11 protein-coding genes and 1 pseudogene are annotated in these 11,035 nt (G+C 75.1%); 6 read left to right on the top strand and 6 right to left on the bottom strand.

The annotated features are described in order from the left end of the window. The 4 genes and pseudogenes from ABZ641_RS03335 to ABZ641_RS03320 form a co-directional block, all read right to left on the bottom strand. Positions 1 to 616 (bottom strand): annotated as a pseudogene (locus ABZ641_RS03335) (hypothetical protein); the annotation flags it as partial. A 322-nt stretch (positions 617 to 938) separates the two neighbouring features. Further along, entirely contained in the window at positions 939 to 1,394 is a 456-nt protein-coding gene (locus ABZ641_RS03330) for a DUF6113 family protein (protein WP_344626721.1), read from the bottom strand. After that, on the bottom strand, positions 1,391 to 2,278 hold the full coding sequence (mshB, locus tag ABZ641_RS03325) for an N-acetyl-1-D-myo-inositol-2-amino-2-deoxy-alpha-D-glucopyranoside deacetylase (protein WP_344626722.1): 888 nt from the start codon (positions 2,276 to 2,278) through the stop codon (positions 1,391 to 1,393). The genes ABZ641_RS03330 and mshB overlap by 4 nt, the downstream gene beginning before the upstream one ends. A gap of 28 nt (positions 2,279 to 2,306) precedes the next feature. Then, the gene (locus tag ABZ641_RS03320) at positions 2,307 to 2,501 is read right to left on the bottom strand and encodes a DUF2304 family protein (RefSeq protein WP_030275935.1); all 195 of its coding nucleotides are present in this window, start codon (positions 2,499 to 2,501) and stop codon (positions 2,307 to 2,309) included. 299 nt (positions 2,502 to 2,800) lie between these two features. On the opposite strand from ABZ641_RS03320, the gene ABZ641_RS03315 reads away from it, so the two are divergent. The 5 genes from ABZ641_RS03315 (at position 2,801) to ABZ641_RS03295 (ending at position 8,592) form a co-directional block, all read left to right on the top strand. Further along, positions 2,801 to 4,924 (top strand): prolyl oligopeptidase family serine peptidase, encoded by a 2,124-nt coding sequence (locus ABZ641_RS03315; protein ID WP_359978798.1) that lies wholly within the window; start codon positions 2,801 to 2,803, stop codon positions 4,922 to 4,924. 128 nt (positions 4,925 to 5,052) lie between these two features. Then, positions 5,053 to 6,021 (top strand): ABC transporter ATP-binding protein, encoded by a 969-nt coding sequence (locus ABZ641_RS03310; protein ID WP_359978796.1) that lies wholly within the window; start codon positions 5,053 to 5,055, stop codon positions 6,019 to 6,021. Next, the gene (locus ABZ641_RS03305; RefSeq protein WP_344626725.1) at positions 6,018 to 6,740 is read left to right on the top strand and encodes an ABC transporter permease; all 723 of its coding nucleotides are present in this window, start codon (positions 6,018 to 6,020) and stop codon (positions 6,738 to 6,740) included. The genes ABZ641_RS03310 and ABZ641_RS03305 overlap by 4 nt, the downstream gene beginning before the upstream one ends. Positions 6,741 to 6,748: 8 nt before the next feature. After that, entirely contained in the window at positions 6,749 to 7,990 is a 1,242-nt protein-coding gene (locus ABZ641_RS03300; RefSeq protein WP_359978794.1) for a histidine kinase, read from the top strand. After that, on the top strand, positions 7,987 to 8,592 hold the full coding sequence (locus tag ABZ641_RS03295) for a response regulator transcription factor (RefSeq protein ID WP_263103795.1): 606 nt from the start codon (positions 7,987 to 7,989) through the stop codon (positions 8,590 to 8,592). The genes ABZ641_RS03300 and ABZ641_RS03295 overlap by 4 nt, the downstream gene beginning before the upstream one ends. Before the next feature lie 42 nt (positions 8,593 to 8,634). On the opposite strand, the gene ABZ641_RS03290 is transcribed toward ABZ641_RS03295, so the two are convergent. Continuing rightward, entirely contained in the window at positions 8,635 to 9,504 is an 870-nt protein-coding gene (locus tag ABZ641_RS03290; protein ID WP_344626727.1) for a transglutaminase-like domain-containing protein, read from the bottom strand. A gap of 37 nt (positions 9,505 to 9,541) precedes the next feature. Next, positions 9,542 to 10,489, bottom strand: a complete 948-nt coding sequence (locus ABZ641_RS03285) for a GNAT family N-acetyltransferase (protein WP_344626728.1) — start codon at positions 10,487 to 10,489, stop codon at positions 9,542 to 9,544. Positions 10,490 to 10,688: 199 nt separating this feature from the next. Here ABZ641_RS03285 and fdxA point away from each other — a divergent pair, with 199 nt between their 5' ends. Further along, complete coding sequence (gene fdxA / locus ABZ641_RS03280; protein WP_030275917.1) at positions 10,689 to 11,015, top strand: ferredoxin; 327 nt, start codon at positions 10,689 to 10,691, stop codon at positions 11,013 to 11,015. The last annotated feature ends 20 nt before the right edge of the window (positions 11,016 to 11,035 follow it).

Below are 11,035 nucleotides of genomic sequence, written 5' to 3'. Positions count from 1 at the left end.
GGCCCGGCTGCGGCGCCCCGCCCGGGGCGCCGGCCGGCACGGGGGCGGGCCCCGCGTCCTGGCGGCCCTTCTGGCGCGGACGGAACCAGGCGCCGGTGGACTCCGACTCGCTGGTGCCGTCGGGGCGGCCCTGGCCGCCGGCGGGGCCACCGGCGGGGCCACCCTGGGGGCCGCCGTCCTGCCACTGCGGCGGCAGGTTCGCCGGGGCGTCGGCGGTGCCGGCGTCGACGAGGCCGAGGACGGGGGAGCCGGTGCCCTCGGAGCGCGGCCCGGGCGCACCCGCCCCGGCCGCGGGCTCCTCGTTCTTGACGGGGCTGCGCACCACGACCGGCGGGATCGGCCGGGAGCCGGGGATGTTGATCCGGATCCGGGTGGTCAGGGTGGTCTCGGTCTTCGGCACCTCGTCGGCCGCGGCCTCCGGGGCGCCGGGGCCCCCCTGGGTCGCGGTGCCGAAGGGGTCGTCGTTGCGGCCGTGCGCGAACGCGGCGGCGCCCGGCAGTCCGGTGCCGTACGGCGGGGTGCCGGAAGGGTAGGCGTCCGCCCCGTCCGCGGTGCGGCGGCCGGGGGTGGCCCCACGGGGCGACGGGTACGCGCTGTCAGATTCGCGGCTGCTCAATGCTGCTCTGCTCCGGGTTCGCGGCCGCGCCGACGGGCGGCGGCCGCGGGTTGTGGGACGTCCCTCCGCGTGCGGTGCGGCACCGCGCTGCGGACCGGACGGACCCTCCGACACCAGCTTCTTCACGTGTTGGCTGAGACGGCGCCGCCGCCACGCGACTGGGGCGAAGGTACCTTCCCGCCCTGCGTCCGAGGCATCCGGGGCTGTCGTTCCCCGGCCGATCGGACCGGAGGCACCCGCACCGGCACCACCATACTGGGAAGCGCCGGGAGCCGGTCCGGATCGGAAAGAAGCCGATATGTCCGATAATTCCGCTATCGGGCTATGCGTGGGGGTCCTTGACGGGCCGTTGCCGATCGTTGCCGGCCGCGCCGAAACCGAGGGGCGTCCGGGTCGGCAGCGTCGCACAGGCCACCCCGGCGACCGCGCCCGCGAACAGGTAGAGGTACGAGGTCAGACCGGCGGCCAGGACGAAATCGCCCTCCGGGCGGGGCGCCATCATCACCATCAGCACGGCGAACCAGCCGGCCAGCGGGATGCCCGCGCCGAGCTTCGTGCCCGTCAGCCGGAGCCCGCCGTAGAACACCCCGCCGGTCGCGCCCAGCGCCAGCAGCACGCCGAACGGGGGCCACAGGGCCTGCACGAACGCTCCGCACAACGAGACCGCGGCCCCCACGAGGAACAGCACCACGTAGGCCGCCACCCGGAAACCGCGCGGCGGCAGCGGCTCGGCCATGCGCTCCGAGCGGGTGCCCAGCACCACCTGCAGCGCCTTCACGGCGCCACCCCGGCGAAGAGGTCCGTCTCCGGCAGGACCCCGCCCGGCTCGCCGTGCACCAACTCGTAGTACTCGGTGGCCAGCAGCGGCTGCCCCAGGTCGTTGCTGAGCGCGAAGTACCGGCCGGCCACGGTGATCTGCGTCGCGTGCGCCCGCATCGCGGCCGCCTTCGCCCCGGCGTACGCCGTCCCGTCCAGCACCGTCGTCACCACCGCGTCGTCCACCACGCCGGGCACGTCGCCCGTGGCGGCGGTGCCGGGGAAGACCGCGGCGTCGGCCGTCTCCTTCAGCCCCTGCTCGATCACCGAGCGCGGCATCCGGTTGTAGTAGACCTTGGCGATCCGCCAGGCCGCGCCCAGCTCCGGGCGGTGCGCCGGGTCCGCGGCCAGCTCGTACGCCCGCAGCGCCACCCGGTGCGCCTGGACGTGGTCGGGGTGGCCGTAGCCGCCGTTCTCGTCGTAGGTGACCAGCACCTGCGGCCGGACCTCGCGGACCACCGCGACCAGGTGGTCGGCGGCCTCGTCCGGGTCGGCCTGCCAGAAGCAGTCCGGACGGTCGTTCTCGGCGACGCCCATCATCCCGGAGTCGCGGTAGCGGCCCGGGCCCCCGAGGAAGCGGAAGTCGGCGACGCCGACCGCGCGCATCGCCGCGGACAGCTCGCCGATCCGGTGCTCGCCCAGGGTGTCGTCCCGATCGGCCGTCAGGTGGGCCGACTCGGGCGGGATCACCTCACCGCCCTCGCCGAGGGTGCAGGTCACCAGCGTGACCAGGGCACCCTCGGCGGCGTACCGCGCCATGGTGGCTCCGTTGCCGATCGATTCGTCGTCGGGGTGCGCGTGCACCAGGAGCAGGCGGCGGGGCGGGCGGTCGGAGGCTGCGGTCATGGCCGTCAGCCTAGCGACCGCCGGTCCGTCAGAGCTTCAGGCCATTGATCATCCCTGCCACGTTGCTGGTGACCTCCTGGATCGACGGCGCGATCGAGGTGGAGGCGAGGTAGAAGCCGAGGAGCGCGCAGATGATCGCGTGCGCCAGTTTCAGGCCGGACCGGCGGACCAGGACCACCACGATGACCAGCATCAGCACGGCTGCGGAGACGGACAAAGCCATGAGGGCTCACACCCCTTCTCGGGTGCGCCGCCCGGGACGGGCGGCGGGTCGTGCGGGACGGGCTCTCGATCCGGAACCGGGAAGGAACGGGACGGTCCGGCTCCGTATCGCGATGAGCAACACATACCCGATCGGTGACCCCGGTATTACGTACCGTGAGGTGGGCAAGCGTGGCGCGGGGGTGCTCCGGACGGCCGAACGGCCGGTGGCACACGGCCCGTGGGCCCTCCGGGGGCCGTTGCCCGGGGCTGCTCCGAACGAGTGATCACCGGCGGGGGCAGGCCGTAGGGTCGGGTGCCATGACCACCGAGAACCCTGCGGACACCTTCCCCCGGCAGTACGCGCGGACCCTGCGCTACACCGTCGGCGCGCCCCGCTCCTTCGCCGTCGCACCCGACGGCGGCCGGGTCGTCTTCCTGCGCTCCGGCTCCGGCCGCGACCGCGCCAACAGCCTCTGGACCCTCGACCCCGCCACCGGCGAGGAGCGGGTCGCCGCCGACCCCGCCGCCCTGCTCGGCGGCGGCGAGGAACACCTCTCGGCCGCCGAGAGGGCCCGCCGCGAGCGCAGCCGCGAGGGCTCCGCCGGCATCGTCGGCTACGCCCTCGACGCCACCGGCTCGCTCGCCGCCTTCGCGCTCTCCGGCCGGCTCTTCGCCGCCGACCTCGCCACCGGCACCGCCCGCGAACTGCCCGCCGAGGGGCCGCTGCTGGACCCGCGGCCGGCCCCCGACGGCAGCCACGTCGCCTACGCCACCACCGCCGGCGCACTGCGCGTCACCCGCACCGACGGCGGCGGCGACCGCGCCCTCGCCGAGCCCGAGGCCGACGGAGTCACCTGGGGCCAGGCCGAGTTCGCCGCCCAGGAGGAGATGGACCGCGACCGCGGCTACTGGTGGTCGCCGGACAGCCGCCGGCTGCTCGTCGCCCGGGTCGACGACGCCCCCGTCCGGCGCTGGTGGATCGCCGACCCGGCCAACCCCTCCGCCGCCCCCGCCGAGGTCGCCTACCCGGCCGCCGGCACCCCCAACGCCGAGGTCGGGCTCTGGCTCGTCGACCTGGACGGCGGCGCCCGCACCGAGGTGGTCTGGGACCGTGCGGCCTTCCCCTACCTGGCCCGGGTGCACTGGTCGGCCGGCGGCGCCCCGCTGCTGCTCGTCCAGGCCCGCGACCAGCGCAGCCAGCAGATCCGCACCGTCGACACCGCCGACGGCAGCACCGCCCCGCTCGTCGAGGAGCAGGACGGCGCCTGGCTGGAGCTCTTCGGCGGCGTCCCCGCCTGGACCCCGGACGGCCGGCTGGTGCGGATCTCCGACGAGAGCGGCGCCCGCGCCCTGCTGATCGGCGAACGGACCGTCACCGACGCCGCGCTGCACGTCCGTTCCGTCCTCGCCGTGAGCGACGACGAGGTGCTCTTCACCGCCTCCGAGGGCGAGGCGGGCAGCGGCCGCCCGCCCGGCTGGACGGGCCTGTTCCGGGCCGGCGCGGACGGCGTCGCCCCGTTCGGGCCGGACGGCGACGGTGCCGCGGCCGCCGTCCACGCCGGCGGCACCACCGTGCTCTCCAGCGCCTCCCCGGACCGCCCCGGCACCCTCGTCCAGGTGCTGCGGGACGGCACCGCCGTGGCCACCGTCGCCTCGTACGCCGAGACGCCGCTGCTCACCGCCCGCCCCGCCTTCCGCTTCGCCGGCACCCGGCGGATCCCCGCCGCCGTCCTGCTGCCCACCGGCCACGACCCCGAGCGGGACGGCCCGCTGCCCGTCCTCATGGACCCGTACGGAGGACCGCACGGCCAGCGCGTCGTGCAGGCGCACAACCCGCACCTGACCTCGCAGTGGTTCGCCGACCAGGGCTTCGCCGTGGTGGTCGCCGACGGCCGCGGCACCCCCGGCCGCAGCCCCGCCTGGGAGAAGTCGATCCGGCACGACTTCGCCGGCATCACCCTCGACGACCAGGTGCACGCCCTGCACGCACTCGCCGAGGAGTTCCCGCTCGACCTCGGCCGGGTCGCGATCCGCGGCTGGTCCTACGGCGGCTACCTCTCCGCCCTCGCCGTGCTGCGCCGCCCGGACGTCTTCCACGCGGCCGTCGCCGGCGCCCCCGTCACCGACTGGCGGCTGTACGACACCCACTACACCGAGCGCTACCTCGGCCACCCCGAGCAGCACCCCGAGGTGTACGACGCCAACTCGCTGACCGCGGACGCGGCCAAGCTGGAACGGCCGCTGATGATCGTGCACGGGCTGGCCGACGACAACGTCGTCGCCGCCCACACCCTGCGGCTCTCCTCCGCGCTGCTCGCCGCCGGCCGCCCGCACACCGTGCTGCCGCTCTCCGGGGTCACCCACATGACCCCGCAGGAGCAGGTCGCGGAGAACCTGCTGCTGCTCCAGGTCGACTTCCTGAAGCGCTCGCTGGGGCTCTGACCCGCACCGGTGTCCTCGGCATGACATCCGTCATGCCGAGGACACGACGGCCCGCACTGCCGCCCGCCCCCCGCTCCGCGCGAGCCTGGTGGAGTCAGCGAAGCGGGCGTCGGAGGGACGGCGGGCAGATGGGTACGGGCACGGGGGAGGTCGCGGCCTTCCGGAACGTCAGCAAGCGCTACGGCCGCGTCACGGCGGTGGACGGGCTGGACCTCGTCCTGCGGCCGGGCGAGACGGTCGCGCTGCTCGGGCCGAACGGCGCGGGCAAGTCCAGCAGCCTCGACCTGCTGCTCGGCCTGCGCGAACCGGACACGGGCAGCGTCGAACTGTTCGGCGGCCCGCCGCGGGCCGCGATCGAGGCCGGCCGGGTCGGCGCCATGCTGCAGAGCGGCGGCCTGATGACCGAGGTCAAGGTCCGCGAACTGGTGACCCTCGCCTGCGGCATCCACCCCCGCGGGCACACCGTCGACGCGGTGCTCGCCGAGGCCGGCATCACCGAGATCGCCGACCGCCGGGTCGACAAGCTCTCCGGCGGCCAGGAGCAGCGCGTCCGCTTCGCCCTCGCGGTGGCCGGCGCCAACGACCTGATCGTCCTCGACGAGCCCACCACCGGCATGGACGTCTCCGTCCGGCAGGCCTTCTGGGCCGCCATGCGGGCCCAGGCCGCGGCCAGCCGCACCGTGCTCTTCGCCACCCACTACCTGGAGGAGGCGGACTCGGTCGCCGACCGGGTGCTGGTGCTGCACAAGGGGCGGCTGATCGCCGACGGCACCTCCGCCGAGATCAAGGCCCGGGCGGGCGCCCGCCGGGTCGGCTTCGAACTGCACCCCGGCGACGGCGAGGCCGACGAGGCCCTGCTGCGCGCCCTGCCCGGCGTCGCCGGCCTGGAGGTCGGCGGGCGGGCCGGCGGAGTGCGCACCGTGCGGATCCGCGCCACCGACGCGGACGCCTGCGTCGCCGCCCTCTACCGCGCCGGACTGTACCCGCGCGGCCTGGAGGTCACCGGCCTCGGCCTGGAGCAGGCCTTCCTGACCATCACCGAGCAGGCCGCCGCCGACGAGGCGGCCGCGGCCCCCGCGAAGGAGACCGTGCGATGACCACTCTGATCCGGCTGGAGATCCTGCGCACCCTGCGCAACAAGCGGTACCTGATGTTCACGGTGCTCTACCCGGCGCTGCTGTACGTCTTCTTCATCAGCGCCTACAGCGGCGGCGACGTGGCCGGCGGCGTCCCGGCGAAGTCGTACTTCATGGTCTCGATGGCCACCTTCGGCGCGGTCGGCGCGGTGCTCACCGGCTCGGCGCAGCGGATCTCGCTGGAGCGGCGCAGCGGCTGGGTGCGGCAGCTACGGCTGACCGCGCTGCCCGGGCGGGCGTACACGGTCGGCAAGATCGCCGCCTGTGCGGTGACCACGCTGCCGGCGATCCTGGTGGTCTTCGCGATCGGCGCGGTCGAGGGCGTGCAGCTGTCGGCGGGCCGCTGGCTGGGCCTCGCGGCGGTGCTGTGGCTCGGCAGCTTCGTCTTCGCCGCGCTGGGCGTGGCGCTCGGCTACGCGGCGGCGCCCGACGCGGTGCAGCCGATCGTGATGATCGTCTACATGCTGATGGCGCTGTTCGGCGGGACCTGGTTCCCGGTCGGCGACTCGCTGGTGGCCTTCGCCCGGTTCGACCCCGTCTACCTGTACAACCGGCTGGCCGCCTTCGTGCAGCCCGGCCAGGGACTGGACGGCGTCGCGGTGGCCGGCATGGCCGGATTCCTGGCGCTGTTCGTCGCGGCGGCGGCCTTCCTGTACCGCCGGGACACCCGGGCGGCATGATGGCCGGCATGGTCGACCAGGACAGGCACGCGGGCCCGGCGGAGCCCGGCACCTCCTTCCGGAACATCCCCGGCGCGAAGGTGGAGAGCCGCCGGCAACTGCTGGTGAAGCTCTGCTGGATGTCGCTGTGGGCGGTCTACCTGGCCTATCCGGTGAAGGACCTGGTGGACGGGCACCACGGCACCGCGGCGACGGTGTTCGGCTGGGCGGCGCTCGGCGTGTACCTCGCCTGCTACCTGTCGCTGGTGGCCTTCCGCTCGATCCGGCCGGGCACCTGGTCCGGGCACTACGCGCCGGTCGTGGTGATGGTCGCGCTGGCCCTCGTCACCCCCTTCGTGCTGGGGGAGGCCTGGCTGACCCTGTTCACCTACGCCTCGGTCTGCATCGCCGTGGTGGTGCCGAGCCGGTACAGCGTCGCCGGGGTCGGCGCGGCCACCGCGGCCGCCCTGCTGGTGGGCCTGCTGGTCGACGCCGACAAGGACACCCTGGTCGCGATCGTGGTGCCGTGCTTCCTCTCCGGCCTCGCCATGACCGGCCTGCAGCGGCTGATCTCCACCATGCAGGAGCTGCGCGAGGCCCGGGCCGCGGTGGCCCACCTCGCCGCGTCCGAGGAGCGGCTGCGGCTCGCCCGCGACCTGCACGACCTGCTCGGCCACTCGCTCTCGCTGATCACCATCAAGAGCGAGCTCGCCGGACGCTTCATGGACGCCGGCAAGCAGGAGCAGGCCCGCAGCCAGGTCGCCGACATCGAGAGCGTCGCCCGGCAGTCGCTGGTCGACGTCCGGGAGGCGGTCAGCGGCTTCCGCCGGCCCACCCTGCCGGTCGAGCTCGCCGCGGCCCGCACCGCGCTCACCACCGCCCGGATCACCCTGGAGGCCGCACCCGGCCTCACCGACGCCCGCCCCGGCCTGGACGGCGAGGAGGCCGGTGCGCTCGCCTGGGCGCTGCGCGAGGCGGTCACCAACATCGTCCGGCACGGCACCGACGCCACCGTCTGCACCGTCGCCATGGACGAGACCTGGGAGGACGACGGCCGGCGCTACGCCGTGCTGGAGGTCACCGACAACGGCCGCGGCCCCGGCAAGTCCGGCCCCGGCAACGGGCTGTCCGGCCTCGGCGAGCGCCTCGCCCTGGTCGACGGCCGGCTGGAGACCGGCCCCGGCCCGCACGGCCGGGGCTTCAGGCTGCGGGCGCACGTGCCGCTGAGGGCCGTCCCGGCGGCCGCGGCGACCGATAGTGTGCGCGAATGATTCGCGTGCTGCTGGCCGAGGACCAGGGGATGGTGCGGGAGGCCCTCGCCGCCCTGCTGGGACTCGAAGGGGACATCGACGTGGTCGCCCAGGTCGGGCGGGGGGACGAGGTCGTGGACGCGGCCGTCGCCCACGACGTGGAAGTGGCCGTGCTGGACATCGAGATGCCCGGGATGACCGGCATCGAGGCGGCGGGGGAGCTGCGCCGGCGCCGCCCCGGCACCAAGGTGGTGATCGCCACCACCTTCGGCAGGCCGGGCTACCTGCGCCGGGCGATGGAGTCCGGGGCGGACGCCTTCCTGGTCAAGGACGCCCCGGCGGCCGAACTGGCCGAGGCGATCCGCCGGGTGCTGCGCGGCGAGCGGGTGATCGACCCGACGCTGGCCGCCGCCGCGCTCGCCGAGGGCGCCAACCCGCTGACCGGGCGGGAGCTGGACGTGCTGGCCGCCGCCGCCGACGGCTCGGTCAACGCGGACATCGCCCGCCGGCTGCACCTCTCCGAGGGCACCGTCCGCAACTACCTGTCGATGGCGATCCAGAAGACCGGAGCCCGCAACCGGGCCGAGGCGGTGCGGGTCGCGAAGGAGAAGGGCTGGCTGTGAACGCCCGCCGGCCCGCCCGGCACACGCGGCGGGCGCACCGCGTCAGTTGAGCCGGTGCCGGGCCGCCCGGGCGTCCTGCCGGGCCTTCGCCGCGGCCTCCGGGTCGAAGGCGTCCAGGATCCGCGCGTACTCCTCCATTTCGAGCGCCCCGGCCAGGAAGTCGCCGGTGCGGACGAGGAGTTCGGCGCGCTCCAGGCGCAGCTGGGCGGGGTGCCGGGGGAGCAGCAGGGCGAGCTCGGTGGCCCACAGCTGGGTGCGGGCGTGCTCGGGGCGGTCCGCGGCCCAGGCCCGGATGTTGCCGAGCACCCGCAGCACGATGTCCAACGGCTGTGCGGGGGTGAGGAGTTCGGTGCCGAACTGGTGCCCGGCGGCGGTCACCAGCTGCGCCGCGTCCGACAGGTCGAGCAGCCGGCCGCCGTGGAAGGGGTCGGCGAGGACGTAGTCGTTGCCGCCGGACGGGCCGGCCACCGCGACGATGAAGTGGCCGGGCAGCGCGATGCCGTGCACGACCAGGCCGGCCCGGGCGGCCACGCCCATCCACACCAGCGAGAGCGTGATCGGCAGTCCGCGCCGGCGCCGCAGCACCTCGGGCAGCAGCGAGGACTCCACCCGCCGGTAGTCCGCCTTGCGGCCGTGGAAGCGCTCGCGGCCGCCGAGCACCGCGGCGAGCAGGGCCGCCGTCTCCTCGGGACCGGCCGGCCGCCGCTCGGCGACCGCCCGGCGGACGGCGGCCGCGTGCCGGTCCAGTGCGGCGCCGCAGGCCGTCAGCAGCTCGTCCAGGGTGGGCGGCGGCGCCGGGTCCCCGGGCGTGCCGAAGGTGTGCTCGGCGGCCGCGAGCAGGCACAGCAGCACGGGATCGGGGCGTTCGGCCCGGGCCTCGGCGCGGAAGCGGGATCTGCTCTGCTCGGTCACAGCAGCCTTCGTCGGTACTGAGGTGGCGGGGTGAACGCTACCGCTCGGGGAGCCGGGCGTAGTGGTAAGTGTGACTTGTGGTGAAGCCCAGCCCGTCGTAGAGCGCGATCGCGCCGGCGTTCTCGGCCTCCACCTGCAGGTACGCGCCGCTCGCCCCCTCCTCGGCGGCGCGGGCCGCGAGCACGGCCATCACCGCGGTGCCGAGCCCGGAGCGGCGGGCCGACGGGTCGACCTCGATCGCGGAGAAGCCGGCCCACGGGCCGTCGACGACGGCCCGGCCGATCGCCAGCGGGGCGCCGCCGTCCGGGTCGGGGACGGTCGCGAACCAGACCGAGGGGCCGCCGTGCAGCACCTCGGCGGCGGCCCGCTCCACCGCGGTGTCGGCGCTCACCCGGCGGTAGCGGGACATCCAGCGGGCGTCGGCCGTCCGGGAGAGCCGGACCCGGCCGTGCGACGCGGCGGCGGCCCGGGCGAGCGGGGCGAGCGGCGCGGTGCGGAACAGCGTCTCGGCCTGCCCGGCGCCGAGTCGGGCGAGTTCGGCGGCGAGGTCGCCGGGCGAGCCGGGTTCGAGCACCTCGACGTACGCCGGCAGCGAACGGGCCGCGTACCAGGCGCGGACCTCGTCCAGCGCCCGTGCGAGCGGGCGGCCGGGGTCGCCGAGGGCCTGGACGGAGTTGGCCCGCCGGGTGAATCCGGCGGAGGCGCGCAGCACCCAGGCGCCGAGCCGCTCCTGCTCGACCGCGGGCCAGCCGCGGGCGGCCGTCCGCTGCAGCTCGACGGGGTCGGCGGCCGGCTGCGGCGCCCGGCGGGCCGGGAAGGGCGGCACCGGCTTGCCCGCGACGAGCAGTTCCTCGGGGAAGACCACCGGCTCGCCGCTGCGGGGCACCACCGCGAGGCCGTTCTCGTCCCAGGATGCGAGCACCCCGATCACATCGCGGAACACCGGCCGTCCGTCGACCAGCTCCGCGATGCGCCGCACGGACACCCGTCGTCCCACGTCAGAGGGGTTCAGACGGACCTCCGGGCGGCCTGTCGCGGGGGCTCTGTCCGCCATCGAGGGCACCTCCTGTGCATTTGCGGTCTCCGACCCGCGATACTAGGGGCGGGCATCGACGACGCCGCGCTCACCCGCGCACGCAAGCAAACAGTTTGGGCCGCCGGCCCTGCCGAGGAGGAACGACAGCGTGACCTACGTCATCGCGCAGCCTTGTGTCGACGTCAAGGACAAGGCGTGCATCGAAGAGTGCCCGGTTGACTGCATCTACGAGGGCGAGCGCTCCCTCTACATCCACCCGGATGAGTGTGTCGACTGCGGCGCCTGCGAGCCGGTCTGCCCGGTCGAGGCGATCTTCTACGAGGACGACACTCCGGAGGAGTGGAAGGACTACTACAAGGCGAACGTCGAGTTCTTCGACGACCTCGGTTCGCCCGGTGGTGCCTCGAAGCTCGGCCTGATCGAGAAGGACCACCCGTTCATCGCGGCCCTGCCGCCGCAGAACGCCGACCACTGACGACACTGATCGGTGACAAC

This window comes from Kitasatospora sp. NPDC007106, from assembly GCF_040634455.1.
Lineage (GTDB): Bacteria > Actinomycetota > Actinomycetes > Streptomycetales > Streptomycetaceae > Kitasatospora > Kitasatospora arboriphila.
Note: the sequence above shows the minus strand (reverse complement) of the source record. Positions and strands in the feature narration are given on the sequence as shown.